This is a genomic window from uncultured Campylobacter sp., from assembly GCF_937997535.1.
Taxonomy (GTDB): Bacteria; Campylobacterota; Campylobacteria; order Campylobacterales; family Campylobacteraceae; genus Campylobacter_B.
In genome coordinates this window covers 1-26,431 of record NZ_CALKTT010000082.1, presented here as the reverse complement: position 1 = coordinate 26,431, position 26,431 = coordinate 1, and the positions used below count along the sequence as shown (strand labels likewise).

General features: G+C 46.6%; 23 protein-coding genes and 1 tRNA gene. 5 read left to right on the top strand and 19 right to left on the bottom strand.

The window, feature by feature from the left end; translation table 11 throughout:
* Positions 1-424: 424 nt before the first annotated feature.
* The 10 genes from Q0117_RS10665 to Q0117_RS07795 form a co-directional block, all read right to left on the bottom strand.
* A complete protein-coding gene (locus Q0117_RS10665) occupies positions 425-532 on the bottom strand; it encodes a DUF2892 domain-containing protein (RefSeq protein ID WP_227940508.1) in 108 nt (35 codons plus the stop codon).
* A 537-nt stretch (positions 533-1,069) separates the two neighbouring features.
* Positions 1,070-1,555, bottom strand: coding sequence for a hypothetical protein (locus Q0117_RS07835; protein ID WP_297924340.1), 486 nt, complete (start codon positions 1,553-1,555; stop codon positions 1,070-1,072).
* 42 nt (positions 1,556-1,597) lie between these two features.
* A complete protein-coding gene (locus Q0117_RS07830) occupies positions 1,598-2,227 on the bottom strand; it encodes a LysE family transporter (RefSeq protein WP_297924338.1) in 630 nt (209 codons plus the stop codon).
* A 10-nt stretch (positions 2,228-2,237) separates the two neighbouring features.
* On the bottom strand, positions 2,238-3,167 hold the full coding sequence (locus Q0117_RS07825; protein WP_297924336.1) for a hypothetical protein: 930 nt from the start codon (positions 3,165-3,167) through the stop codon (positions 2,238-2,240).
* Positions 3,164-3,781 (bottom strand): hypothetical protein, encoded by a 618-nt coding sequence (locus Q0117_RS07820; RefSeq protein WP_297924334.1) that lies wholly within the window; start codon positions 3,779-3,781, stop codon positions 3,164-3,166. Before Q0117_RS07820 ends, Q0117_RS07825 begins: the two co-directional genes overlap by 4 nt.
* Before the next feature lie 241 nt (positions 3,782-4,022).
* Positions 4,023-4,580: a formate dehydrogenase FDH3 subunit beta gene (gene fdh3B / locus Q0117_RS07815; protein ID WP_297924332.1), complete on the bottom strand. Its 558-nt coding sequence runs from the start codon at positions 4,578-4,580 to the stop codon at positions 4,023-4,025.
* A 9-nt stretch (positions 4,581-4,589) separates the two neighbouring features.
* On the bottom strand, positions 4,590-7,511 hold the full coding sequence (locus tag Q0117_RS07810) for a formate dehydrogenase subunit alpha (RefSeq protein ID WP_297924330.1): 2,922 nt from the start codon (positions 7,509-7,511) through the stop codon (positions 4,590-4,592).
* A gap of 10 nt (positions 7,512-7,521) precedes the next feature.
* Entirely contained in the window at positions 7,522-7,719 is a 198-nt protein-coding gene (locus tag Q0117_RS07805; RefSeq protein ID WP_297882827.1) for a twin-arginine translocation signal domain-containing protein, read from the bottom strand.
* 252 nt (positions 7,720-7,971) lie between these two features.
* Complete coding sequence (locus Q0117_RS07800) at positions 7,972-8,841, bottom strand: molecular chaperone TorD family protein (RefSeq protein ID WP_297924329.1); 870 nt, start codon at positions 8,839-8,841, stop codon at positions 7,972-7,974.
* On the bottom strand, positions 8,841-10,523 hold the full coding sequence (locus tag Q0117_RS07795) for a 4Fe-4S dicluster domain-containing protein (RefSeq protein ID WP_297924328.1): 1,683 nt from the start codon (positions 10,521-10,523) through the stop codon (positions 8,841-8,843). The genes Q0117_RS07800 and Q0117_RS07795 overlap by 1 nt, the downstream gene beginning before the upstream one ends.
* 166 nt (positions 10,524-10,689) lie before the next feature.
* Between Q0117_RS07795 and selA the strand changes: the two genes are divergently transcribed.
* From selA to Q0117_RS07780, 3 genes are read left to right on the top strand one after another with little or no spacing between them, the layout of a single operon-like run.
* Entirely contained in the window at positions 10,690-12,300 is a 1,611-nt protein-coding gene (gene selA / locus Q0117_RS07790) for an L-seryl-tRNA(Sec) selenium transferase (protein WP_297924327.1), read from the top strand.
* On the top strand, positions 12,293-14,113 hold the full coding sequence (gene selB / locus Q0117_RS07785; RefSeq protein ID WP_297924325.1) for a selenocysteine-specific translation elongation factor: 1,821 nt from the start codon (positions 12,293-12,295) through the stop codon (positions 14,111-14,113). Before selA ends, selB begins: the two co-directional genes overlap by 8 nt.
* Before the next feature lie 51 nt (positions 14,114-14,164).
* On the top strand, positions 14,165-14,878 hold the full coding sequence (locus Q0117_RS07780; protein WP_297882822.1) for a histidine kinase: 714 nt from the start codon (positions 14,165-14,167) through the stop codon (positions 14,876-14,878).
* A gap of 336 nt (positions 14,879-15,214) precedes the next feature.
* On the opposite strand, the gene Q0117_RS07775 is transcribed toward Q0117_RS07780, so the two are convergent.
* The 8 genes from Q0117_RS07775 to Q0117_RS07740 all read right to left on the bottom strand — a co-directional run bounded on the left by Q0117_RS07775 (position 15,215) and on the right by Q0117_RS07740 (position 22,967).
* Positions 15,215-17,176 carry an autotransporter domain-containing protein gene (locus Q0117_RS07775; RefSeq protein ID WP_297924323.1) on the bottom strand — a complete coding sequence of 654 codons (1,962 nt, stop codon included), beginning with the start codon at positions 17,174-17,176 and terminating at the stop codon, positions 15,215-15,217.
* A gap of 128 nt (positions 17,177-17,304) precedes the next feature.
* Positions 17,305-17,661, bottom strand: a complete 357-nt coding sequence (gene rplT, locus Q0117_RS07770) for a 50S ribosomal protein L20 (protein ID WP_297924321.1) — start codon at positions 17,659-17,661, stop codon at positions 17,305-17,307.
* Between the two features lie 98 nt (positions 17,662-17,759).
* On the bottom strand, positions 17,760-17,951 hold the full coding sequence (gene rpmI / locus Q0117_RS07765) for a 50S ribosomal protein L35 (protein ID WP_005871089.1): 192 nt from the start codon (positions 17,949-17,951) through the stop codon (positions 17,760-17,762).
* A 314-nt stretch (positions 17,952-18,265) separates the two neighbouring features.
* Entirely contained in the window at positions 18,266-18,787 is a 522-nt protein-coding gene (infC, locus tag Q0117_RS07760) for a translation initiation factor IF-3 (protein ID WP_297924319.1), read from the bottom strand.
* The gene (gene thrS / locus Q0117_RS07755) at positions 18,784-20,607 is read right to left on the bottom strand and encodes a threonine--tRNA ligase (RefSeq protein WP_297924317.1); all 1,824 of its coding nucleotides are present in this window, start codon (positions 20,605-20,607) and stop codon (positions 18,784-18,786) included. The genes infC and thrS overlap by 4 nt, the downstream gene beginning before the upstream one ends.
* 102 nt (positions 20,608-20,709) lie before the next feature.
* Entirely contained in the window at positions 20,710-21,909 is a 1,200-nt protein-coding gene (locus tag Q0117_RS07750; protein WP_297924315.1) for a multidrug effflux MFS transporter, read from the bottom strand.
* Positions 21,893-22,630 carry a spore coat protein gene (locus Q0117_RS07745; RefSeq protein WP_297924313.1) on the bottom strand — a complete coding sequence of 246 codons (738 nt, stop codon included), beginning with the start codon at positions 22,628-22,630 and terminating at the stop codon, positions 21,893-21,895. Before Q0117_RS07745 ends, Q0117_RS07750 begins: the two co-directional genes overlap by 17 nt.
* A 262-nt stretch (positions 22,631-22,892) precedes the next feature.
* Positions 22,893-22,967 (bottom strand) — tRNA-Glu (locus tag Q0117_RS07740).
* A gap of 77 nt (positions 22,968-23,044) precedes the next feature.
* On the opposite strand from Q0117_RS07740, the gene Q0117_RS07735 reads away from it, so the two are divergent.
* Positions 23,045-23,539 carry a hypothetical protein gene (locus tag Q0117_RS07735; RefSeq protein WP_297924311.1) on the top strand — a complete coding sequence of 165 codons (495 nt, stop codon included), beginning with the start codon at positions 23,045-23,047 and terminating at the stop codon, positions 23,537-23,539.
* 361 nt (positions 23,540-23,900) lie between these two features.
* Entirely contained in the window at positions 23,901-24,755 is an 855-nt protein-coding gene (nfo, locus tag Q0117_RS07730) for a deoxyribonuclease IV (RefSeq protein WP_297924309.1), read from the top strand.
* A gap of 770 nt (positions 24,756-25,525) precedes the next feature.
* Here nfo and Q0117_RS07725 read toward each other — a convergent pair.
* Entirely contained in the window at positions 25,526-26,209 is a 684-nt protein-coding gene (locus tag Q0117_RS07725) for a tetratricopeptide repeat protein (RefSeq protein WP_297924307.1), read from the bottom strand.
* Positions 26,210-26,431: the final 222 nt, after the last annotated feature.

Genomic DNA, 26,431 nt, shown 5'->3' with positions numbered 1-26,431 from the left:
ACGGTCGCGACTTGGCTCACGCCGCCCGCGCCTATGATTAAGATATTTGACATTTGGACTCCTTTAAATTTTAAATTTAGCTGCAATTTTAGCAAATTTAAGATGAATTTTAAGAGGCTAGGTGTAATTAATCATAAAGTTTGGCTATGGCTAGCACGGCGCACAAACCAGTCATAACAAGAGCGTCGAAAGCGGCACGGCGTTAAAATTTTACGCGGATAGCGGCATGCCGATTGACGGCGGCATGAAATTAAATTTACGGCCTTGTATCGCGCGATAAAATTTTAAGCCTTAAGCGCTCGTTTAAATTTAACGTTCCGCGGCAAGGCGTGGAGAATTTAAAATTTAAAGCTCGCCCACTTCGCCATAAAATTTATCGCGCCTTTTGCCCGATGCATGGCAAAACCGCATACTGTGGCTAAATTTAGCGCTTTAGCGAACAGCGGTTTAAAAAGTAGCAAGCGGGGCAAAATCCCGTAACGCCCACGATAAAGGGTACGAGTCCAACCAGCCCCCACCAGCTGCTAAACAACGGCTTTTGCGATCATTATCGCTAGCCCGATCAGCGCTCTTATTATCCTAGTTTTTTTACTTGGCATTGCGTTTTCACTTCTTTGTTTTTACATTTTGCACGTATTAATGCTTAAAAATTTTTAAAGTAAGCAATGGCAGCAAACCGCCATCTAGCGTATCATCTTTGAGCTCGCCTTCCTACATACGCGCCTTGGTTAAATTCGGCTTCGTTTAATTATCTTTTCTTTTGCGTAAAAGTGCGATTCTACAAAATTTATGTGCCTAAGGAGCACAATTTATGCAAGCTCGATTTAAAATTTTGATGAACGTAAAACAAGGCAAACTCAAACGCCGGCGGTAACGCGGCGAAATTTATACAAGCTTTAAATTTGGAATTACGATAAATTTTAACTAGGTGAAATTGCCATCATTGCAGAAAGTTTGTCTAAATTTAGCTCGCCGCGTGTTTTAGGGTTTAAATTTAGACGCTGCGGCAAAGAAGCGTAGTGTGTATTTACGATCGAGGCGGCACCGATCTCGCGCCGTACCGCTAAAATTAAATTTCGTAGCGATAAATTTTGCCGAAATTTTCATCCAGAGTGTAGCTAAACTCGCCGCCTGCGTAATAGATTGTCTCGCCGCTCTCCAGCTCGAAGCGCTGATACACGCGCAGCACGACCTCGTTTTCGCTGATGCCTTGGACGTGGATAAAAATATCGCTCTTTCTGCCCGCGGTCATCGCCATTTGGTAGAGCTGATTAAATAGCACGTATTCCGGATCCTTCTCGGCGTCCTCTTGGGACAAAAAGCCCTCTAGCACGCCCAGCATCTCGGCGCGGAATTCCGTCCTGGCGCGCGCATAAGCGTTTTGGATATTTTCGATCTGGTTGGTATCGAGTAAATTTAAAAGCGAATGCTTGCCCACGTAAAGCGTCGCGCTCGATGTGATTTTGCCGTCCTTGTCGGTCACTAGTCGCAGAGCTTTCTCTACGCGCCACAAGGCCTCTTTTAGCTCGAGCCCGCTTTCAATTTCAATTTTCATCATAGATCCTTTATCAAGAGTGCGGAATTTTAGCGTGAAATTTTAAATTTTAAAGACAAACTTCGCGATCAGATACGCCATATAAAGCATCAAAACTCCCACGAGCGCGTCGATTATGCGCCACGCTCTGCTACTTGCAAAAAGCCTCGAAAGCGCCCCTGAACCGTAGCCCAAGCCGAAAAACCACGCAAACGATACGAACATAACTCCCGCGTAAAACCACGGCTTTTGGGCATCTGCGATCGTAGCGCCGAGCGAGCCCACAACCACGACGGTGTCTAAATACACGTGCGGGTTTAGAAGCGTCACAGCAAGGGCTTTGGCTACGACGGGCGCTAGCGGGCTATTTGCCGAGTTTTGGATCTTGGCAAAATGCGAGCCTTTATAGGCGCTGAAAAACGAGCTTAGCGCGTAGCAGAGCAGAAATATGATCCCGCCTATGCCTAAAATTTGGGTAAGAAGCGAGCCTTGCTTAAGGGCGCCGCCGATTAAAAATATCCCTACGGCCGTAAATACGGCATCGCTTAGCGCGCAGACCGTGCAAACAGCCGCGACGTGGTTTTTCGCAAGGCCTTGGGAGATGACGAAGATGTTTTGCGCGCCGATCGCGACGATGAGCGAGAGCATCAGCGCGGCTCCTTGCAATAAAATTCCGATCGGTAAGGAGTTCAAGGCCGCGCCTCTACTTGTTTTTACTTTCGCAGGCGGAGCTTTGCATCTCGGCATCGGCGGCATCATAGCTAGCCGCTGCCGCACTTTCGGACGCAGTGGCAGATCCATTATCGCCCGCAGAAAATTTAGGCGCGGAATTCTCGGTGCCTGTGAAATTTTCGCCCGCGGCGGCGTCATTTGAGGAAGCGGCACCATTCGGCGCGGCGGAGCTTTGTTCGTTTAAATTTGAAGCGCCCTTCAAATTCTGCGCGCCGTTTGAATCAGCGGCGCCATTAGAATTTTGCACGGCGGAATCCTGCGTAGAGCGGGAATTTTCCGCGCCTGAATTTTCATCTAAATTTTGCGCGCCGCAGGAACTTTGCGCATCGAAATTTTTTGAAGCAAAATTCTCATCGCGAAAGTTTTTAGCTTTAAAATTTTTAGCGCTACTCGCGCTTTTTTTAGCGCCTTTGCGAGTCTTTGGAGCGGCTTGCTCTTCCTCAGAGCTTTGCAAAAGACCCGCTTTTTCGCGCAAAATTTTACTCAGCTCGTAGATCGAAATTTCAAACGAGCCCGGCAGTGTGGCCTCCGTGTCGCTATAAAATCGCAAAAAATTAAAGCGGTCCTGCGCCTGCGGCGCTTTTTTGAATACAAAATTTAAAAGCTCCGTTTTGTTTCTGCCCGCGACGAAGGTTTTGGTGCCTAAATTTGCGATATCTTTGTATTCGAAGCTCTCGGAATTTGCCCCGCGCACGATCGTAAAAGCATCCTCGCCGATCTGCAAATAATTTTTCGCGCCGAGTCTAAGCGCGCAAAAAAACGCGCAAAATGCCGCCACTACGGAAGCAAAAAGCGCCGCACCGCCAAAGCCCGCGTGGTAGCAATATCCGCTAGCGAGCGCCAAAATCGCCGATCCCGCCAGCGTCATCGCTACGGGCTTTTTATTCTCTTTTACTATCATCTTCCCTGCTTAATCAGTTGTCTTATATATTCGTAAATTTTAAAATTTAGCGCATCCATTACCGAGTCTTTAGAGCCCGGATTTTTGATGCTTTGGTAGTTGAGATTAGTTACGTAATCCTTCCATGCGCCTTTGTTTTTAACGCTTATGTAGAGGCTAATCTGCGAGTCGTAGAAGTAGTCTCTGTAATAATCGTCGTCGTCCCAAGGATCATAACCGAATGGCATCCCCCAGCCCATGCCTACGCCCGTATATCTGTAATATCTGCCAAATCCCATACCGAAGCTAAATCTCGGATTGTCCCACGATCTGCGCGAAAAATCCGCCTTGCGGAAGTAGTTGAGATTGCCGCCGATTTGGACGTTCGCCGCACTTTTATTTACGACCTTAAATCCGTCCGCACGCAGATGCTGGATCACTACTTGGGTTAAATTTGAATCCGTCGTAGAGGTATTGGTGAAATTTACGCTTATGAGTTTATCCTGCGGAAATTCCATAATGTGAAGCGGCTCGGAAGTGCGCACGATACCGCTATTTACGGGCACGTTTTTAGAGCAACCTGTAAAAATCAAAAACGCCGAAATGACCAAAAAAAGTGAAATTTTATTTTTCAAGACGGATCCTTTCGCTTAAGATTTCAAATCCTAAATTTGAGTGATTGTAGCATAAATTTAAAATTTTAATGTCAGTAAGGAGTGATTTTTTGAAATAATATAACGATCGATACGCAGGAGCGGAGATTTTCAAATAAAATTTCGCGCCGAGCGACCACTAAATTTAAAGCCGTCGCTCGGTTGAAATTTCTGCGAAAAGAGACGGAATTTTAAAACCGGAGGAGTTTAAAATTCCACAATCTTATAGGCTCACGCCGCGCGTAAGTACGCGCTTGCGATAAACCTCTGAAACTCTGCTCGCGTCGCCCACGATTAGAGCGTTCGTGCAGCAGATCGCTGCACATATCGGAACCTTGCCCTCTGCGATGCGGTTTTGACCGTATTTATGCAGTTCCTCGTGCGAAAACGTAGGCTCCGGTCCACCCGCGCACATAGTGCACTTATCCATCGCACCTTTGATACCGAAAGCCCCGTCTCTAGGGAATTGCGGAGCGCCGAACGGACACGCATAGAGGCAGTATCCGCAGCCGATACATTTATCTTTGTCGTGTAAAACGACACCGTCGGTTCTGATATAGAAGCATTGAACCGGGCAAACTTGCGCGCAAGGCGCATCGGTGCAGTGTTGGCAAGCAATAGAGCTTGAAACCTCCTGCCCCTCTATGCCCTCGTTTAGAGTGATAACCTTGCGCCTATTGATCTGCACGGGAACCTCGTGAGCCGAGCTGCAGGCTACTTGGCAACCATAGCAAGCGATGCAACGCTCGACATCGACGTAAAATTTTAATCTTGCCGGCATTTTATCTCCTTATGCTCTTTCTAGTCTGCAAAGACCGGCGTTAAATTCCGAAATTTGCGTATTTATGTCAAAGCCGTAGTTGGTAATCGTATTTGAGCTCTCGCCTCTGATATATGGCTTAGTACCCTCAGGATAGCGCTCGCTTAGATCCTCGCCCTGGAAAATTCCCGCGAAGTTATACGGCATAACAATACGATCAGGCGTAACGGCGTGCGAATAGATGCACTTGACTTTGATCTTCGTGCCTTGCGGCGAATGAATCCACATCATCTCGCCATCTTTGATACCTTTATCAGCGGCAAGCTTAGGGTTTACGTGCGCAAACATCTCCGGAGTAATCGCTGAAAGATACTTGCTCGTTCGCTCAATCATGCCCGCACCACTTAAATTTACAAGCCTTAACGAGCTTACGATAGTAGGGAAGTCCTTGCTCCAATCCTGCTTTTTCTGCTCGGAGATAAATCTAGTAAATACGCGGAAATTTCGTTTTTGATCCGCAAAAGTCGGATATTTCTCTACTAAATCCCATCTAGGCGAGTGGATCGGCTCGCGGTGCTTCGGAATTTGATCCGCAAACTGCCAAACCTTGGCTCTGGCTCTTGCGTTTCCGCAAGGACAAATTCCAAACTCGCGACATTTCTTAGCGATAATGCCACTATAATCTGTGCTCCACGTAGGTCCCATCTTGGCTTTCTCTTCCTCGTTTAGCGTGATGCCTAAAACCTGCTCGATATTTGCCTTGGTAATCTCTGCATGTCCGCCTTGAATTTTTGATCCCGGAAGGGTAATGCTCTCGTCGGCTAGCTGCGAAACGCCGTCGTGCTCTAAGCCGAAGCGGTTTCTAAACCCCATACCTCCGTCGGCATAAGGCTTAGTTACGTCGTAAAGGATCGGCGTGCCCGGGTGCTGCGTATCCCAGCAAGGCCATGGAAGCCCGTAGTATTCGCCCTCTACTTCTCCGCCTATGCCGCGCAAAGTATCGGGATCAAATAGATGCCAATTTTTCTGTTGTCTGCGAAATCTAGCTGCGGTACGACCGTTATTTCCAATACTTTGAGTATTGCGTGCGATCTCATCGGTAGCGTCGTCCGGCCAAACAAAATCGTCTTTAACCTGCTTAAGCTCGCCATCAACGATGCCCATCTTCATGCCGCGAACGTATTCGTCGTAAAAGCCGAATTTTTTCGCGAATAGAAACATTACTTCTTGATCCTCTTTGCTCTCAAATAGCGGCTTAACGATCTGAGTTCTCCACTGACCGCTGCGGTTTGTAGCGCTTAGATGACCTTCGCTCTCAAACTGCGTAGCTACCGGCAAAACATAAATTCCATCCGGTCTATCGTTTAGAATCGCTACTTCGTTTAAAAACGGCTCGGCGACTACCAGCATATCGATCTTACCTAATGCTTCTTGAGTCTCGCGAACATGAGCCATAGAAGTAATTCCTGTGCCTTGCACCCAAAGAACGCGGACATTGCCACTACTTAAAACGGGCTCGTTTTTCAAAACGCCCTGCCACCATTTAGATAGCGAAAAACCCTTTTCGTTGCGCCAGTTTATCACATCTTGCTCGATGCTCGGATCGTAGTGAAAATACTCGGTAAAATTCGTACCAGGCACTTTTTCACCCTGCTTTTCGTGCGGCTGCTTAGTAGAGACGGCAAATCTTTTAATAAACTGCTCGTAATCTACGCCCCAGCCCTTGCAGAAGTGCTTCCAAGCGTTATCGGCTAGCCCGTAATACGCAGGTAAGCTATCGGAGAGATTGCACATATCGGTAGCGCCCTGAACATTATCATGACCTCTAAGGATGTTGCAGCCGCCGCCTGGCTTGCCCATATTGCCTAGTATGAGCTGCAAAAGAGCCAAAATTCTAGTATTAGAACTTCCAATCGAGTGCTGTGTAATGCCTAGAGCCCAGCATAAAGTAGCGGGCTTTGTGGTAGCGAACATCCTCGTAAATCCTATCAGCTCCTCTTCTTTGCAGCCGGTGACATTGGCTACCTCTTTAGGATCCCACTTCTCAGCTTCGGCTCTAATCTCCTCTACAGCGTAGGTTCTGGTTTTTATTAGCTCCTTATCTTCCCAGCCGTTTTTAAAGATTAGATGCAGCATTCCGTACACAAACGCTATATCGGTTCCCGGACGAATTCTAATATACATATCGGCCTTAGCCGCAGTTCTAGTAAAATTTGGATCAACTACAACGATTTTCGCGCCGTTTCTATCGCGAGCCTGAAGAGCGTGCTTCATAGCTCCCACTGGATTTGCAACCGCAGAATTCGCACCTATGAAAAGGATCATTTTAGAATTTTTCGCCATATCACCTACGTGATTTGTCATAGCTCCATAACCCCAAGTATTCGCCACACCGGCGACTGTTGCGCTATGTCAAATTCTGGCTACGTGGTCGTTGCTGTTCGTACCCCAGAAGGCTGCAAATTTTCTAAAATAATACGCTTGTTCGTTGCAAAATTTAGCCGAACCCAGAAATACCACACTATCTGGACCGTCCTCTTTGCGGACTTGAAGCATTTTATCGCCGATTTCATCAACCGCTTGTTCCCAACTGATGCGCTCCCACTTGCCACCAACCTTTTTGAGCGGATATTTAAGACGCATTTTAGATTTGGTTAGATCGATTTGATCGATTCCCTTACAGCAGTGACTGCCTTGCGAGATCGGGTGATCTACTGCCATATCTTGGCGAATCCAGGTATTGGTGCTCTCATCTACTTGAGCCTCAATACCGCAGCCTACGGAACAGATCGAACATATTGTTCGCTTCATAACGGAACCTGGAAATGGGTTTTTGATCTCTTGCTCAGTAGCAGCTCTTAGCGTATTATTTTCGCCAAACGCAGCTACACTGCTCGCTCCTAAAGCGGCGAGTTTCAAAAACGATCTCCTTCCGATCGCATTCTCACTCATGAAAATTCTCCTAGTAAGCTACTTTATAGTATTTTTTCCACGCTTCACTTTCCCAGTAAAGCACCTCTTTTTTCGGCGATTTGCCACGAACGGTATCGCCGTAATCCTGCTCGCTTTTCGCTAGAGCCTGAGATGCGGCAATGCCCACGGCACCTACTGCGCCGATTTTTAGAGATTTTTTAAGAAAATCTCTGCGTTTGTTCTCCATGGTTTTCCTTTGTGAAGAAATCGCTTTAAATCTTTTATTGTAGTAACGCCTGTTACAGGATTTAAGTCTAATGAATTATAACGAAAAGGCAGTGAGATGGAAATTAAATTTTAAGTTACTTTTTAAATTTTATTTAAAATTCAAAATATAAAGTTCTAACTAAAAAACTACTCGCAAAACTAGAGTTTGCGAGTTTAAAATTTAACCGAAATTCTGCTTTTGCGTTAAGATTTCCGTTAAAAATTTTATTTATCAATCCAGATCAAAAATATCTTCCGGATTGGTAAATTTATTTTGATAGCCGCCTTTTTTGATCGCTTCTTTAACGACGCTGCGATCTTTCTTTTGCGGAGCAGCTATAGCTAAAAGCGAGCGTTCAAGCGCAAAAAAGCTTCTCATTAGTGCGCCTAATGATTTGAAAAAATCCGCCCGCACATGCCCGCACAAAAGCTCGCTAAACTCATCCACAAAGCTATTGGTGACATTCGTAAAAAGCTCTAACGCCAGCGTTTCGCCGTCTTGCGCACCGATGAAATTTTTAGTGCATTGCGCGCTCGCGGTATTTTTACCATCCTGCGGACCTGTAAAATTTTTACTGCCATACGAATCTACAGAATTTTTTCCGTCTTGCGCCGTTAAGCTCGCGCTATTCGTAGAATTTTGCTCGTTTGTCACGGAATTTTGTCCGTTTAAAACCGCGCTGTGTTTTGCAGCCGCGTCGCGCAGCAGAGTCGAATGCAGGTAAAAAATAAATCCCACATAGTCCTCGCACTCTTTGCAAAGCTCCATATTGCGGCGAAATTTACTCTTTTTTAGCACGTCGATTACCGCGACACGCATACGTCCATCGTCGCGTCCCTCGTCGTAGAAGCTCGCACTCATCGGCACATTGGCGTATGAAAAATCAAAAAGCACGGAATTTTGCTCGCTTTTAAACGCAGAAAAGTCGAATTTCGCTAAATTTTGAAATTCCGCCTCATCGCTAGACACGATTGGCGAGCTACGTAAAAATTCCAGTTGCTCCTTCCAGCGCTTAAATTTCGCATCCGTTTCATAGAAAAAAAACGGAATTGCAAAAAATTCGTAGTAGTAGCTTCTTGCTTTAAGTAGATTTGCGTCCATTACATTGCCCCTTTTCTAGCATCTTCTATCTGCTTTTTTATCATTATTTTCGCTTTGCAATCGCCGCAGCAAAAAAGTGTCTTCATCTTTTCAGGCTCGTTTGCAAAATGCGCGCCCATCATATCCGCGATCTTCATCACGGCTTTGCTCGTCGCAAATTCCTTACCGCATTCGATACATTTGAAAAGTTCGTCTTTAGCTAGCATTTTGTAATTAAAAAATTCCGGCTCAAGCCCCACGCCGCAAGGCTTAAGCTCGATCGTATCCTTTTCGGCGCAGCTTAGCACGCAGTAGTTACACGTCGTGCAAAGCGAGGCATTGAGCTTAATTGAATTGTCGCTGTTGTCGGCATACAGCGCGCCAGTATTACAGGCACCAACGCAGCTAAGGCATAGCGTGCAGCTTACTTCGTTTATGTTTACTTTGCCAAATTTTAGCAACTCTCCGCTTTTTACAGCGCCGAAGCTGCCCTCGCCAACCATTGCGCTTACGCGTTTGGAAAAAATTTCTTTCTTGCTAAGGCCCTGCTCATTTAGGCTAAACGCCCACAGCTGCGCGCTTTGCGCCCACTTTAGCGTTTCTTGTAGCTCGGTTAAATTTCGCGCTAAAAATACTGCGTCCTTGCCGTAGATCGCGCGCGAAATTCCATTGATAAGCTCCACCGCTTCGCGCGTGCTCTCGCCCACGTCTGCGCCGTAAACGATCACGCTCGAGCCGCTTTCTTGCATCGCGCTTAGCAAATTTACCTCATCTATTTGCTTGCTTCCAAAAATTCCAAACGGTAGCACGCCGCACGGAAGCTGCGCTACGGGTGTGGACTCGATTTCGCTCTCTGCGATGAGAAGCGGAATTTTGCCTGCATAGAGCTTTGCGATCTCGCCAAATACTCTTTGGGGCAGCTTGGCAAATTTCAGCGCGCCGCTAGGGCAGACGCTCACGCACGCGCCGCAACCGATGCAGTCGATATGCGAAAATACTAGCTCGCGCTTTTCGTCATTTTTCAAAATCGCCACTGTAGGGCAAACCTCCACGCATGGCGCTCGCAGCTCATTTCGCCTGCCTTGATACTGGCAGATCGCAGGATCTAAGATCGTGGAATTCTTATAATGATAAACCGGGCTTTTGGAATTTAAAATTTCTAAAATTTCATCGTCTTTTAGCCCCGAGATCTCGTAGCAGCCGCTTTGTCGTAGCTGATAGGGAGCCGCGCCGCTAATCAAGAAAAAATCCGCCTCAGTCTCAACCTCATCTCGCTCACTTAAAATCGTAACTGCAAGATCGCCAATCTCGCCGTAGACGAACTTAATCTCGGCCCTGCTTAACGCGATCACCTTAAATCCATGCCGCCTAAGTAGCCTCACAAGCCCCTCTCGCGGCTCATCACAGGCGAGAATTACGTTTTTGCCGACGGGCTTTTGATAGTCGCTATCTAGCGCGCCGTCGAAGGCAATATCCTTGGCGCGATACAAAATATCTACGTTTTTAGCGATTTGTAGCGGCTCATCTGCGGAATTTTCTATATAAAAATTTATCTCGGGCGCATAAATTTGCGCTTTTAATTTCGGCGAATTAGCAACGATAAATTCCTCATTTTTCGCCCCCTCTTCATCGCCGCAAATTTCGATATCGTCGCTTAAGACGACATCCTTTAGCCCCGCGGCGTAAAATCCATGTTCTTTCATAATCTATCCTAAATTGATAATTAGGCGGGTTTTACTCTTATTTTCTAAACAGCTTTTAAATTCTGCACTTAAAGTAAATCGAATTTAAATTAATAATTCTATAGATAAAGCAAAATCAAAGCTTTAAATGATAAAATCGCCTAAATTTTAAGGCATCGGGGTCGCAATGCAACAAATCAAACTACCAAAAATCGATAAAATCGCAAACGCGCAGGAGTTTCAAAACTGCCTCCGCCCGCAAATCATCAAAATCGCGCAAGAGCTCATTGAAGAGGCACGCAGGGAGGCGCTGCAAGGAGGCGAGCTCGCAAGCGAAAGCGAGATCATCGCGCGCATCAAATCGCGCTACGAAAAATTTCAAAATCTAAGTCTTAAGCCGCTCATCAACGCAACCGGCGTCGTGCTGCACACAAACCTCGGCCGCAGCGTCATCAGCGCCGAAATTTTAGCCCGCGCGCAAAAGATCATCACCTCGTATTCAAATTTAGAATACGATCTATCAAAGGGCGCGCGCGGCAACAGATACGACTATATAGCGCTTTTGTGCAGCGAGCTCTTCGGCGCGCAGGACGCGCTCGTGGTCAATAACAACGCTGCGGCGGTATTTTTGGTGCTAAATACCTTCGCGCGCGGACGCGAAGTCGTGGTAAGCCGCGGCGAGCTAGTCGAGATCGGAGGGAGCTTTCGAGTAAGCGAAGTGATGGCAAACTCCGGCGCAAAGCTCGTAGAAATCGGCACCACGAACAAAACCAAGCCGGAAGATTACGAAGAAGCGATCAATGAAAACACGGCGATCTTGATGAAGGTGCACCGCTCAAATTTTAAAATTTCGGGCTTCAGCTCTAGCGTAAGCGCTGCGGAGGTGGCGGCTCTCGCACGTCGCGCCTCACAGGCAAAGAGAGAATTTTTAGCGCTTAGAGAGGCAAGCTTTAAAAATTTAGCAGATCTTTGCGGCGGCTCTTCGGACACAGACGGCGAAATTTTAAATTCCGCGCCGAATGGTTTAAGCTTAGCTGCAGGCTCTGCGAATGCTCTAAATTTAGATAGCGACGAGTCGTCCGCAAAGAGCGAGCGTTTTTATGAAGACGGCGCGGGCGAAATTTCTAGTAAAATTTCTAAAATCTGCCCCGCAAAATTTAGCATGAAAAAAGAGAAAAGCTTTAACGAGATTATCGATTACTACGATCTTGGAAGCGGCTACGTAAGCGAGCTGGGATTTGGGCTTGGCAAAAGCGAGCCCTCTATTTTTGAGCTTTTAAAAAGCGGCGTGCGGCTGCTTAGCTTTAGCGGCGACAAGCTTTTCGGCTCCGTGCAGTGCGGCATCATCCTAGGAGATCACGAGCTTATCGCGCGCCTGCGCAAAAACCAGCTACTGCGAATGCTGCGCGTGGACAAGATCACGCTAAGCCTGCTTGCCGAGACGATCAAGGCGTATATAAATAAAGAATTTCACCTCATCACGACGATAGATCAGATCCATCTCGGCCTAGATGAGCTACGTGAGCGAGCGGAGCTAGTGCGATCGCGTATCGGCGTAAAATCTCAGATCGTGCCGACCACTACCTTTGTAGGCGGCGGTACGATGCCGAGCGCCCCCTACCCTAGCGTCGCGCTTGCGATCTTGGATGGCGCAGATCCGCAGAGCACGCAGGCAAAATTTCGCGCTGCGGGTATAATCGGACGAATCGAGGATGATAAATTTTTGCTCGATTTCAGATCGATTTTAAAAAGCGACTTGCAAGATTTAATAAAAAAGATCGGAGAAATTTATGAATAGCGTAATTATCGGCACCGCAGGCCATATCGATCACGGAAAGACTGCGTTAATCAAGGCGCTAAACGGCTTTGAGGGAGACCGAATGCCGAGCGAAAAAGAACGTGGTATCACGATCGATCTTAGCTTTTCGCATCTGCGCTCGGGGGATACCAACGTTGCGTTTATCGACGTTCCTGGTCATGAAAATCTAGTAAAGACGATGATTAGCGGCGCGTATGCCTTCGACGCTGCGATGCTAGTAGTCGCCGCAGACGACGGGCTGATGCCGCAAAGCAAAGAGCATATTCAAATTTTATCGCTGCTCGGGGTAAAAAGCGTGATCTTATGCATCAGCAAGTGCGATCTGGTGGGCGACGCGCGCAAGTCCGAGGTCGCGGCGCAGTGCAAGGAATATATCTGCAAATTTAAAGATTTGCAAATTTTAAATACCTTTTTTATCAGCATAAAAGATCCCGCAAGCATCGCCGAGCTGAAAAACTATCTCTTTAATATCAAGCCCGCGCAGCGCCAAGGAGGCGGCGTGGTGCACTACTACATCGACCGCGTCTTTTCGCTTAAGGGGCTCGGCACCATCGTAACGGGCAGCCTCATTAACGGCGCGATTTCAAAGGGCGAGAAGCTTTACAACTGCGATCTGGGTAAAATTTTTAACGTCAAAAGCGTGCAGATACACGACGAGGACACGCCGCTGGCGCAGGCTCCAAACCGCGTCGCGCTAAGTCTTGACGCCAAAACGAGCGAGCTTGAGAAGGGGCAAATCCTAAGCAAAAAAGGTTTTTTCCGCGGCTTTAATGAAGCGGACTGCACCTTTAGCGGCGAAATTTCGCATAATCAAGACGTGCTGTTTTGCGTCGGAAGCAAGCAAAGCGCAGCAAAAGCGCTCATTTTAAAGGAACTTCCAAGCGGTGAGAAGCTAGTGAGCTTTAAATTTGACAAAACGATGTTTTTAAAATTCGGCGAGCCCTTCGTTTGCTTGTCAAACTCGCGCGTAATCGGCGGAGGACGCGTGCTAAACGCCGTAGTCGAGCCGCTAAAAAAGCAGAGCAAAGCCGTACTTCTCACCGCGCTTTTGAAGCGAAATTTTACCGAAGCGTTTAAAATTTTAAGCCTCTTTCACAAGCATGGATTCGGGCTATTTTCGGCGTATCAGCGCTTCGGGATGGAATACGACGAAGCGGTAAAGATCGCGCGCGGCTTAGAAGGGACGTATTTTGACGAGGCAAATTTATGCGTTTACGATCTAAGCGCGATCGAGGACGTAAAAAATCTCATAAAATTTATCGTCTCAAAAAACGACTACGCGATCTTTTCGCCCGCCTCGATCGCCCTAAAGCTATCGTGGGCCAGCGAGGAGCTTGCCGCGCGCGCTCTTAGCGAGCTTGAGCGGAGCGGCATCGTCTCCAAAAAGGGCGGAGTTTACGTAAAATCGGGGGTGGATTTTGACACGCTCAAACAGAGCCTGGAGAGTAAAATTTTTGATCTCATCAAAAAGGGCGGCATAGCGCCATTAGCGCCTTATAACGTCTATGACGAGCTGGAGATTGACCGCAGTAGCGGCGATGACGCGCTAAAGAAGCTGACCTACGCCAAAAAGGTCGTCCGTCTCGCGCACAATCTCTTCGTAGAGGCTGAAAATTTAGCCCTAGCGATCAAGCGCCTCTACGCGATCATCGAAAAAGAGGGCTTCGTAAACGTCACGAACGCCAAAGAGGAGCTTGGGCTTAGCAGGAAATTCGTCATCTGCTATCTCGAATACCTAGATAAAATGGGAAATATCGTGACGATCGACAATAAACGCTATTTGAAAAAGTAAAAATTTAAAATTTTGCACTACAATGCGCGGAATTTTTTGCAAAGGAAAAAAATGAAAAAAGCTATTTTAACTTCAGTTGCGCTCGCAGCGAGCCTAAACGCGGCTTTAAGCGACAGCGAAATTCTATCCATCTACGGCGGCGCGCCTCAAGGCATCGAAATAAAGGTCGCCGAGCGCATCCCGCTTAGCGAGCCAAAGGGCGTAGAGGCGGTCGTTTTAAAGATTTCTCAAGGCAATATGTCGCAAGAGGAGATCATTTTCACCCAAGGCGATCTGATCTTTACCGATATCATCGATCCTAAAAAACGCGTAGTCTATAAGGAGCAGATCAAACAAGACCGCATTGCAGGACAGCTAAGTAAGGTCTTCAAAGCAGAGAGCAAAGACAATATTATCAAGCTAGGAAACGATCCTAAAAAACCTACGATTTTGATGCTGACGGACGCCTTGTGTCCATTCTGCCGCAAAGAGATGGCAAGGATCGAAGAAACTCTAAAAAATAACAATGTCGATATCGTCATGACCTCCGTTCACGGCGATGACGGCCACGCAAAATCCGCGCTCATCTACAAAGAGATCAAAAATGCTAAAACTGACGAGCAAAAGATAGCGGTTTTTAAAAAATATTACGCTGAAGATAACAAAGCAGGCGCCAAAGACGTAAGCGCTGCCGAGCTAAATGCTGCAAAAGCCCTAGCTGCCAAATACTTCGGTGCGGGGGTAAACTCGGTGCCTTACATCATCGAACTAGACAAGCTAAAATAATCTCTTTTAAATTTTGCGGAGCGATCCGCAAAATTCTACCTCATCGTCTTAGGCTTAGCGATTTTAATTAATCCGGATTTTATGAAATTTTACACGTGCAAAATTCTACTGCAAAATCCGCATTATTCTTTATATTGAAAGTAGCATAAAAGCGATAGTATATGAAATTTAAAAGCGAGAAAATATGCAAGCAAAATTCACAGCTGAAATTTTAAAATTTCGCAGCAAAGCCCAGGTAAAATTTAGCCGCAAATTTCATAAAATTTTCGCTTTGCGGCAAAGAGGAATTTGTAATCGTGCTTCAGGCTACCTATCTTGGGCTACGTCCGATTAGAATCAGAATTCCACGTCGAAAGCGGCTCTCGCTAGGCTATTTTTACTCTCGCTTAGCTCATACGATGCGCTGAGTGCGACGCTTTGGAAAATCTTATATTTCAGCCCGATCGCGCCGTTAAACACGCCGTTAGAATAATCAAGCCCCTCTACGTCGTATCTGTCCGAATACTTTCTGCTCGCGTGATACGAATCGCCGCTAAATCGATGCTCGTACTCCGCATTTGCGAATATCTGCAGATCGCCGAAAGCTTTGATCGCGTAAATTCCAGCCGTGCCGTTCGGCGCGGTTTTTGAAGCGGAGCTAAATCTAAGCCTGGATATCGCATCCTCGTTCACCCTAATCGCTCCAAGCCCCAAATACGGCTTAATATAGCCGTTTTCAAATAAAAATTTATACCCTGCTCTCGTGCTGAAATCCCAAATTTGCGACTTGTATTTCGCGCCGTGGATAGCGCCGAATCCGTTGTTGGTTTCAAATTTATGATCGTTTGTCGAATAGGTTAAATTTACCGCCAAATCCACGTTCTCGCTAAAATCGTATCTGCCCGCCAGACCGAGCTCGTAGGATTTGATGTTTTCTTTGACGCCGTCGAATTTACCCTCATACCAAGCGTCTGATTTTTGGTACCCAAAGATCACGCCCAGCGTAAGATCATCTACTCTCTTGGAGGCTCCGAGTAAAATTCCGTCGCTCTTGTGATCGTATTTGACGCCGCCAGAGCGGTCGCTGTAATCCCCACCGTAATTTCCGATCGCGCTTACGTTTACGTTGAACTCCTGCCCGTCGGTGTCGGCTAAATTTTTATAAGCGGAATTTCTTGCTAGCTTGGTAAGATCCAGATCGACCTTCGAACGCGGCATCTCGATGCCTACTCGGTTGCCTCTTCTTGCGACCTGCGAAAACAGGCTGCCGTTTTTAGGTGTGAAGTTATTGATCGCCAGCATCAGCGCTTCAAAATAGGTAGGCAGATCGTCATATCCGCTAGGATAGGCATTCGTATCGGAGGTGATGAATAAATTTGCCGCGTTGCGCTCGCGAGATAATCTTATGATCTCGTCGTATTGATCGGGTCTGGCGTTATATATGACATGCAAAATTTTAGAGGAATTTGCGGGGTCTTTTTCAAACTCCGAGGTTCTAGGACGATAGTGGTTTATGTAGTCGTCAGCACTCACCTCTTGCAGCATCCAAACGTCCGCATAAGGGGCTATGGCGTCGCGCACGCCCCAGCCGTTGTTTGCCAAAACGAGCATTCCGGGGTATTTAGTCTTGATATAATTGTAGATATTAGCCATATAGGCGATAGTTGCGGGATTATTCTCGGTATTAACCTCGTCGATAAAGTACCCTGCGATATTTTCTCTACCGTAGAAATTTACGAAATTATCGATATCGGCATAGACTAAATTTAGATTTCTAGTAGAATTTTTGGTATAGGTATAGCCTAAATTTGCTATGCCTGCCGCAATATTTCGCTTCATCTGAACCGCGTCTTCGTCCCTTCTGACCAGATATTGCGTAGTTTGATCGCCCGGTATCGCCGCCTCGTATGAACCGAAAGCCACATAAGGAACCAGCGCGCCGCCTATATTGGTAATGCCGTTCCAAAATTCGGCATTTACGCCACTATTGCCCGTCCAGCGAAACGCAGGCATCATAACGCGCTGATTATTAAGCCTGCCCGAATATGAGCCCTTTTTGGCAAAGCCCCTTGCGTACTCGAGCTTGATACGAAATGAGTTTTCATACTCGTCGCTCGCGGAGTTATCGCTAGCTGCGTCGCGCCTGCTTAATTTCGCGCCCAAGCTATCCGCAGCGCTCATTACATCGGAACGGGAAGTGTTGTTGGAAGGTGATTTTTGCGCGTTTGCATAGCCCCAGGAATTCTGCTCGCTCGCATAGCCGAACCCTGCTGCACCGATAAGCGCAAGAGATACGATTTTTTTCAAAGACTTTAGCATTCTGCACCGCCTCAAATAAAATTATCCAAATTCTTAAATTTCGATAAATTTGCGGACGCGCTTTTAAAATTAAAAGCTTTGTCGAAATTTAAAAATTTAGCCGCCTTAAGGCGACCAAATTTTAAAGCTTATTTTAATGCCGCTTTTGCCTTCTTTGCGACGGTTGCGAAAGCTTCGGCGTCGTTCATAGCCATATTTGCTAAAATTTTTCTATCAAGCTCGATGCCCGCTTTTCTAAGTCCGTTTATAAATTTAGAATAGCTGATGTCGTTTAGCCTGCAAGCTGCATTGATGCGCACTATCCAAAGTCTGCGGAAATCGCGTTTTTTCGCGCGTCTGTCACGGAAGGCGTAAACGAGGCTTCTCTCCAGCTGCTCTTTGGCCTTTCTGAAATGTTTGCGTTTTGCGCTATAAAATCCGCGCGCAAGCTTTAGCACCTTGTTGTGACGGCGGCGTCTAACGATACCCGTTTTTACTCTTGCCATATTAATCCTTTCTTAATCGGCGTCCCTTTGGGGATCTTGCCCTAAAATCCATGAATTTAGGGGAGTTTGAATGACTTTCGTCAAAAACTAACTTCGCACTATTTGCAAAGCATTTTTTTAACCGCAGATACGTTCGTAGAATCGACGTATTGGGCCTCGCGCAAATTCCTCTTGCGTTTTTGAGACATCTTCGTCAAAATATGGCTGCGAAACGCAGAGCCTCTTTTGATCTTGTTTTTGCCCGCTTTAAAACGCTTGACGGCACCGCGCACGCTTTTCATCTTTGGCATGGTCGTCCTTTTTTTAAAGTGAATGGGAAGTATATAATAAAGTTTCTTTGAAAAATTTGAATTTAAGGAATTTTAGAGCTTAAATTAACGCAAGATAAATTTAAAGTTAAATTTTGCCGCCCGTTTAAGATTCGGTTTAGCTGGATCCAAAAAATTTATACAAATTTAAAGGGTTAAATTTAGAGATAAACTAGCCTGTATAAATTTTAAAATTTTGCTATTTAGTTTAAATTTACGCGCTGTACCGCGGGGAAAAACAGCGCGTAAATTTTAAAATTTTGCCGCACTCGGCGCAAAATACCGTTAAATTTACGCTACGCATTTTTCGGCGTGATCAGCATATTTACGTAGCGACCCTCCAGCGCAGGCGCCTTATCGCGATCGGCCACTTCTGCGAAAAATTCATCCCAAATTTTATTGAGCAAATTTACGCCGATTTCTGGGCTTGACATCTCGCGCCCTTTTAAAAATACGCGAAGTTTGACGTGTTTGCCGCTACTAAGGAATTCTTTCGCGTGTTTTACTTTATAATTAATGTCGTTTTGAGCGATTTTAGCGGACAGCTTGATCTCTTTGACTTCGATGATTTTTTGCTTTTTTTTCGCCTCTTTGAGCTTTTTTTCCTGCTGATAGCGAAATTTGCTATAGTTCATGACCTTGCAAACGGGCGGCTTTGCATCGGGCGCTATCAAAACCAGATCCACGCCCTCTCGCTCGGCGATTTGCAACGCCTGCGCCTTTGAAATTATGCCGTAAACCTCGCCGTTGTCGCCTATGCACCTGACTTCGCTAGCCGGAATGTCCTCGTTTAGAAAAACCTCTTTCTCTCTGCTCAAAAATTCACCTCGTTTAATTTAGCTTTTACGAAATTTAAAAACTCATCCAGCCCTAAATTTCGCTGTTCGCGCGCCCTGCGATCGCGCAAGGCCACGCTGCGAGCCGAAACTTCATTATCGCCTAGGACGATGATGAGCGGCACCTTCTGCTTTTCAGCCGTTCTGATTCGTTTATTTAACGTCTCGTTTCTATCTAAAATTTCGCCGTCAATGTCCGCCGCGCGCAGCAAATTTAAAATTTCTTTCGCGTAGTCTGCGTGCGCTTCACCGATCGGCACGATTGATACCTGCGTAGGACAGATCCAAAACGGAAGCTCGCCCGCGGTGTGCTCGAGCAAAATCCCCACGAACCGCTCGAAGCTTCCCAAAATCGCGCGATGCAGCATCACGGGCTGCTTTTTTTCATTGTTTTCGTCGATATAGCCAAGCTCGAAGCGCGCAGGCAGGTTAAAATCGACCTGCACCGTGCCGCACTGCCATTTTCGACCGAGCGCGTCGGTGATTTTGATGTCGATCTTAGGTCCGTAAAATGCGCCGCCTCCCTCGTCTAGACCATATTTTAAGCCTTTTTCGTCAAGTGCGTCTTTTAAAGCCTTCGTCGCGATATCCCAAACCTCGTCGTCGCCGACCGCCTTTTGCGGCTTGGTCGAAATTTCAAGCTCGTATTCAAAGCCGAAAGCTTTCATCAAAAGCTCTACGAAATCTAAAATTTCATAGACGTTTTCTTTGATCTGGCTCGGCATCACAAACAGATGCGCATCGTCCTGCGTAAACTCGCGCACACGGAAAAGCCCGTGCAAAACGCCGCTTTTTTCGTGGCGGTGCACGACGCCGTACTCGCAAAATTTAAGCGGCAGATCGCGATATGAGCGGATTTCGCTTTGATAAACCTTGATATGACCGACGCAGTTCATCGGCTTGATGCCGTATTCTTGATCCTCGATCGTCGTAAAATACATATTTTCTTTGTAGTTACTGTAGTGCCCGCTGATCTTCCACGCGTCGGATTTTAAAATTTCAGGGCCGCGCACCGGCTCGTAGCCGCGCTTGCGAAGCTGCCTATAAAGGCGCTCCTCGAGCTTTATACGCATCCTCGTGCCCGCAGGAAGCCAGATCGGAAGTCCCGCGCCAATCTGCTCGTCGAAGGTGAAGAATTTCATCTCGGCTCCGAGCTTTCGGTGATCGCGCTTCTTAGCTTCTTCTAACATCGCAAGGTGCTTTTTAAGGCTATCTTTGTCGGCAAATACGACGCCGTAGATGCGAGTTAGCATCTCGCGCTTCTCGTCGCCGCCGAGATACGCTCCTGCAATGCGCGTAAGGGCAAAATTTTTCAAAAATTTCGTATTTTGCACATGCGGGCCGCGGCAGATGTCCTCAAACTCGCCCTGCGCGTATAAGCTCACCGGGCCTTCGGGGATACGTTTTAAAACTTCCTGCTTAAGATCGTCGTTTGAATATTTTTTCGCAACCGCCTCTTTGGTGGAGGCTATCTTTTTAATCTCTAAATTTGCCTCGGCAAGCGCGCGCATCTTTTTTTCGATCGTCTTTAGATCCTCTTCGCCGAGCTTTTCGCCGTTATCTTTGCTGACGCGGATGTCGTAGTAAAACCCATCCTCGATCGCGGGTCCTACGAAAAATTTAGCGCTCGGATAAAGCTCGCGCACCGCCTGCGCCAAAAGGTGCGCACAGGAGTGGCGCAGAATTTTAAGCGCGTCCTCGGAGTTATCGAAATATATCGGCTGCGCCTCGTTAGCGCGCTCGCCGATACTTTGAGTATCATAAATTTCACCGTTAAGTTTATATGCGATAATATCGCTCATTGGCTTGTTTCCTTTTTTACCGAATTGTCTTTCTTACACTGAAAGAACGAAAGCTAATTTTAGCTAATCAATCCTTAACGATAAATTTAAAAAATATTAAAATTAAAATTTTTGATTCTTTTCTCGCAATAAAAAATACACAGCGTTCGCACAAAGAGCACAAATCGCCATCACACTTGCGAGCAAAAACGGCTTATTCGCTCCCACTGCACCCACGATAAACGAAATAGCCCCGGCAATAGCAAACTGCGCAGTCCCCAGTACCGCCGAAGCTGCGCCAGAGCTGCCGTCCTTATACAGCGCCATCGCAAGCGTCGTGGCGTTAGGCGCGACAAAGCCGAGCGATGAAAGCAATACGAAAAGCGAAGCCTCAAAGCAGATGAAGGGAAGGTCAAGCATAGAGCATGCGAGCAAAATCAGGCTCGTCACAAGCATCGCTATTAGGCCGAAATTTAATAAAGCTGTGGGTTCGCGATTTTGCACGAGCTTGGCATTTAGTGCCGAAACGAGGGTCATTCCAAGAGCGTTGATGCCAAATATTACGCCAAAGGCATGCTCACCCAACCCGTAATAGCCCAAAAATATAAAGCTAGAGCCCGTGATATAAGCAAAAAGCGCGCTCATCGCAACTGCAAATCCTAACGTATAGCGCATAAATTCTTTATTTCGTAAGATTATGCCGTATTCGCCAAGCACGCCTTTTACGCTAAGAATAGCAGTTCCATCTATCTGCGCGCTCTCGTCAAGTCCGAAAAATATAAATGCAAAAAGCAAAATTCCAAGAGCGAACAAAATCGCAAAAATCGCTTGCCACGAGAAAAAATCTAGAACAAATCCGCCTAGAGTTGGTGCTAGCATCGGTGCTAGCGAGCCCACGACCATCATCAGCGCAAACATCGCCGCAGCCTCGTGCAACTCAAATTTATCGTTAATTACAGCTCTCGCAAGCACCACTCCCGCACACCCGCCCAAAGCTTGCAAAAACCTAAAAAATATAAACGCATAAACGCTATCAAAGCTCACGCAGGCAAGCGACGCACATATGAAAAGCAAAACGCCCGCGTATAGCGGCTTTTTACGGCCGAATTTATCGCTTAGCGGCCCATAAACGAGCTGTCCTAGCGCAAAAGCGATGAAAAAGCTCGCAACCGATAGCTGAGTGTAAAACTCGCTCGTAGCAAAGCTCGCCTTTACCTTTTCCAGCGCGGGCAGATACATATCGGTAGACAAGGGCGCCAGAGCTGACATATAGGCGAGTATAATTATCAGCTTAAATTTAGCGAATTTACTTTGTTTGACCATCGTTTTCCTCAATTATTTTTAGGCAGAGCTCAAACGTGCGCACGAGCGCGTTTAGATCTTTAAATTTTTGCGGCAAGAGCCTAGCGATAAAATATATCGGACGCAACGTACGCACCATAGCCCACGCACTTTGCACTACGCCCTGCTCGCCGCTTGAGGCGTAGGTGTAAATGCTTGCGCGCACAAAGCCTTCGCTCAGACCTTCGCGACAAAGATCATAGACAAACAGCAAAAAATCTCGCATTTTGGCTTTTTGCAGATCACCGCGCTCGCCGCGATTTTCAAAATCTATAAATTTCATCTCGCCGTTTTTTACTAAAACGTCGCGCAGCGCGGGTCTGCCGTGTATGAAGCCGCGCGAATGCAGCTGTGCTAACGCCGCAGCGTAACCCTGAATGAGCGCCACACAAGATGCCTCATCCGAGCTTTTTAGCACCTCGTCCACCGGCGTGCCGCCGTCTTTGAGTACGAAAAAGTTCTCGTCTCGCAGCACCAGCTGCGGCACAGGCGCGCCGGCTGCGTACAGGCTCTCGCATTTTAGCGCTTCGTAATCGAAAGCGGCTTTCGGATTTGCTTTAAATATTTTCGTAAGCAATCCACCGCGGATGCGCAGTTCCGGCTGCTTTAGCCAGTATTTCTCACCCTCGAAACTAAAGCTCGTGACGCGCTCGCCAGGATGATTTTTTAGAATTTCATTTACATATTCTTTAAAATTTTGCATTCAATAAATTTAGCGAATTTTTTTTAGAAAGAGCTAAATTTGCGAGTTTTATTTCATTAAGTTCCATATGTCCGCATAAAATTTATTACGTAAATTCGGCGGGGATAAATTTTAAAATTATCAGGTAGAATTTATGTGCAGTCTTGGAATTTTGTAGCGCAGGAAGCAGCGAAAGCGCATAATTTTAAAATTTAGCAGTTAGATAAAATTTCAGAATTTTACAAAAACTAAGATTTGCGTCAAAAAATTTTAAAACTAGAAGTGGCGACCCCTACGAGATTCGAACTCGTTTTACCGCCGTGAAAGGGCGATGTCCTAACCGTTAGACGAAGGGGCCACTTAATCTGGTATTAAGATTAAAGGCGGTATTCTACTCAAGACGCACTTAAACCCAACTTAAATTAAGGATTATTTATGAAATGCTCTTTTCTGGCGCCGCTTGCACTTTCGCTTCTGCTCGCAGGCTGCGCTACCACCGCACTCAAGCCCGCTTCCACGCAAGCTGTAAATTTCACCGTCATTTCGCCGCTTACTCGCACTAGCGACGCGGGCTTTATGCGTAAATTTAAGAACCAAACCGAGGTTCAAATTTACGCAAGCGGCATCAGCGTGCTGAGCCTGGTTTTAAAAGGCGATAAAATTTGCATGAACGGCGCGTGCGACGACGAGCTCGTTTTCAATAAAAAATTCTTCGGTGCCGAGCACTACCGCGGGCTTCTGGGCGAAATCCTAGACGGCAAACCGATCTTTGGCGGTAGCGACACGGGCGAGCGCCGTTGCCTAGCGCAAAGCCTGCAAGCTGGCTCTATCGATTATAAAGTTTGCCGCAGCAAGGACGGCGGCGGAAGATCCATAAGCTTCGCCGACGCAAAACGCGGCGTAAAGATCAAAATCCGCGAGCTGCAGTAAAATCTCGTGCGATCAATGTTTGTGGCGCGTGAGATGCGATTCCGCGGGCGGCGCGAGCAAATCGCGAACGAGTAAAATTTCGCGCAGCAGGCGTTTGTAAGCGCGCGGGAATAATGCGCTATAGTAGCCGCCCAAAACACGGCGCGAGCGGTCAAAATTCCATTACTCGGCGGGGTGGCTGCCTAAGCTGCGCAAACGGCGCGGTTTTATTAGCGCTCTTCGCCGGCTCTTCGCGGCGAAATTTACCAAACAGCGCGTATGTGCGAAAGAAAAAGTGCGTATTTAAATTTAGAAAATCTGAGCGCGGCTCGGGTTTATGAAATTTACCGCACGCGGCGTAAAATAAAATTTAGGAGGTAAAATGAAGCGGATCGGAGCGCATGTGAGTGCTAGCGGCGGGGTTTTCAACGCGCCGTTAAACGCCGCAAAGATCGGGGCGGACGCGTTTGCGATGTTCGTCAAAAATCAGCGCAGATGGGATGCGTCACCGCTTAGCGCGGAGGAGACCATCGCGTTTAAGGATGCGCTGAAGCAAAGCGGCATCCGCGCGGAACATGTCTTGGTGCACGACAGCTACCTCATAAATTTGGGCCATCCGCGTGAGGTGGAGCGCGAGAAGTCTCTAAACGCCTTCGTGGACGAGATCCGCCGCTGCGAGGCGCTCGGGCTTAGGCTTTTGAACTTTCATCCGGGCTCGCATCTAAATGAAATTTCAGCTCAAGAGTGCCTGGATAATATCGCAGGGTCGCTAAATTTCGCCATCGCAAACACCGCAGGCGTCAAGCTCGTGCTCGAAAATACCGCCGGCCAGGGCTCCAATCTCGGCTATGATTTCGCTCAGCTCGCTTATGTGATCGATAAAATTTCAAATAAAGATCGCATCGGCGTCTGCATCGACACCTGTCACGCGTTCGCCGCAGGATACGACCTGCGCAGCCGGCAGACCTATGAGCGCACAATGAGCGAGTTTGACCGCGCGATCGGCTATAAATTTTTAAGCGGCATGCACCTAAACGACACGAAAAACGAGCTTGGCGTGCGTAAGGATCGGCACGAGAGCCTCGGGCGCGGATTTTTGGGGCTCGCGGCGTTTGAAAACATCATGAACGACCCGAACATCGACGAGATCCCGCTGATTTTAGAAACGATCGACGATAGCCTCTGGGCGGAGGAGATCGCGCTTTTGCGCAGTATGCAAGGACGCCGCAAAGCCTAATCGGGCGCCTTTTGCGCCACGTAGAATTTTACCTCATTTCGCTTCAAAGTGGCGCCTAGAGATAAGAGCCTTATGCCGTGCAAATTTAACATCGTGGGATTTATCGCTTAAATTTTAACAAGCAAAAATAATGAGGAACTTCGCGCTAAAAATTCTGCGCCGTAAAAAGTCGCGAAATTCTACGACGAAAACACAGCACCAGAGCAAAAGAGCAAAATTTTTATAGAAAAACGCAGCGCCCTGGCAGAAATGAAAAATTTTACGCTGCATAATTAAAATTTTCAAGCAAGATTTTTAAAGCGATGCAGCGGCAAATTTTAAAATTCTATCGCTACGATATTTCAAGGCTCAGCGCCAGATTCGAAGCTCTAGGAATTTTAAAATTCTAAATTCCACATCAAAAAATTAACGCGAAACTTTATATTTGAGACTGCGTAAATTCCGATCTTGCAATTCTACTTTCACCCGATCCTTGCAGAGGCGAAGCACATAAGATTTCATAAATTCTAACTTAAAATTTTGCTGCGTGCCAATCTATGCTTTTTGGCACGTATTTTATTTATGACAAATTTGCGTCTTTTTTTCGCGCTTTGCTTGCGCTAAAATCTATGCAGGATCCGTGTAAATTTACGTTAAATTCTGCCACATATCGCCCGATCAATTTAAAATTTATCGTTGAGCTTAGTAGCCTACCGCCACGATTTAAATTTAAAGGCGGCGGGATTTTAATCCGCAGCCGACGCGTATTGTACCGACCGCGGCTCGGCGCGCTATTTTAGCAGCTCATACATATCACAGGATTTTTGCCAAGTTTCTTTAAACTCGGGCAGATTCATAAAAAGAGAATTTTTATTTTTGCCTAGATCGCAAGCTTTTTTAAAGTATTGTGCGGCTTTGCTTTTATCGTTAAAGTTGTAGTTAAATATCGCGAAATTGAAGCAACTCGGTAGGTCGCTCGCTAAATCGCAACCTTTTTTATCATAAACCGCCGCTTTCATTAAATTTATTTTTACACCGTCTCCTTTACGGTACATATCTGCCAACATACCGCATGATAGCGCTGATAGCTCTTGCCCCAGGTTACAAGATTTATCAAGGTAGATTATCGCTTTTGATATATCTTTCTCAACCCCATCTCCGTCACTATACATTGATCCCAATAGTCCACAATACATAGCGTCTCCCGCATCGCATCTTTTTTCATGATATTCGATGCCTTTTTTAGGATTTTCTTGCATCATTCTGATCGACATTACAAGGCAACCTGGCTCATATCCGCCGTCGCAGGTTTTTTCAAGCAGCTTAAGTGTTTTAGTATTGTCTTCGTATTGTAAAGCGGCTCTAAGGCAAGACTCCATATTGCCGTCATTGCACTCTTTTTCTAGCGTCTCAAGCTCGGTCGCTCCGAACGCAAAGCAAGCGATAAATGCTAACGCAAATAGCGATTTTTTCATTTAGTATCCTTTCCGGGTAAAATTTGGCTAATTCTACCCCCCCCTAAGAAATTGATTAAATTTATCGCGAATTTTAATAAGGTAGCGAGAATTCCGACCGCAGATCCACCAAGCCCGCTCAAAATTTAAATTTTACCTGGATTGAGCTATAATCCCTTTTTTGAAATTTTAACCTTGGATAAAGATTTGAAAATAGCGTTTTTTGACTCGGGTATCGGCGGG

Coding starts and splice junctions, on each gene's coding strand:
- rplT (WP_297924321.1), bottom strand. CDS start 17,661: ATGGCAAGAGTAAAAACGGGTATCGTTAGACGCCGCCGTCACAACAAG.
- selB (WP_297924325.1), top strand. CDS start 12,293: ATGAATAGCGTAATTATCGGCACCGCAGGCCATATCGATCACGGAAAG.
- Q0117_RS07835 (WP_297924340.1), bottom strand. CDS start 1,555: ATGAAAATTGAAATTGAAAGCGGGCTCGAGCTAAAAGAGGCCTTGTGG.
- Q0117_RS07805 (WP_297882827.1), bottom strand. CDS start 7,719: ATGGAGAACAAACGCAGAGATTTTCTTAAAAAATCTCTAAAAATCGGC.
- fdh3B (WP_297924332.1), bottom strand. CDS start 4,580: ATGCCGGCAAGATTAAAATTTTACGTCGATGTCGAGCGTTGCATCGCT.
- nfo (WP_297924309.1), top strand. CDS start 23,901: ATGAAGCGGATCGGAGCGCATGTGAGTGCTAGCGGCGGGGTTTTCAAC.
- Q0117_RS07780 (WP_297882822.1), top strand. CDS start 14,165: ATGAAAAAAGCTATTTTAACTTCAGTTGCGCTCGCAGCGAGCCTAAAC.
- selA (WP_297924327.1), top strand. CDS start 10,690: ATGCAACAAATCAAACTACCAAAAATCGATAAAATCGCAAACGCGCAG.
- Q0117_RS07825 (WP_297924336.1), bottom strand. CDS start 3,167: ATGATAGTAAAAGAGAATAAAAAGCCCGTAGCGATGACGCTGGCGGGA.
- rpmI (WP_005871089.1), bottom strand. CDS start 17,951: ATGCCAAAGATGAAAAGCGTGCGCGGTGCCGTCAAGCGTTTTAAAGCG.
- Q0117_RS07775 (WP_297924323.1), bottom strand. CDS start 17,176: ATGCTAAAGTCTTTGAAAAAAATCGTATCTCTTGCGCTTATCGGTGCA.
- Q0117_RS07735 (WP_297924311.1), top strand. CDS start 23,045: ATGAAATGCTCTTTTCTGGCGCCGCTTGCACTTTCGCTTCTGCTCGCA.
- Q0117_RS07745 (WP_297924313.1), bottom strand. CDS start 22,630: ATGCAAAATTTTAAAGAATATGTAAATGAAATTCTAAAAAATCATCCT.
- Q0117_RS07750 (WP_297924315.1), bottom strand. CDS start 21,909: ATGGTCAAACAAAGTAAATTCGCTAAATTTAAGCTGATAATTATACTC.
- thrS (WP_297924317.1), bottom strand. CDS start 20,607: ATGAGCGATATTATCGCATATAAACTTAACGGTGAAATTTATGATACT.
- Q0117_RS07725 (WP_297924307.1), bottom strand. CDS start 26,209: ATGAAAAAATCGCTATTTGCGTTAGCATTTATCGCTTGCTTTGCGTTC.
- Q0117_RS07795 (WP_297924328.1), bottom strand. CDS start 10,523: ATGAAAGAACATGGATTTTACGCCGCGGGGCTAAAGGATGTCGTCTTA.
- Q0117_RS07800 (WP_297924329.1), bottom strand. CDS start 8,841: ATGGACGCAAATCTACTTAAAGCAAGAAGCTACTACTACGAATTTTTT.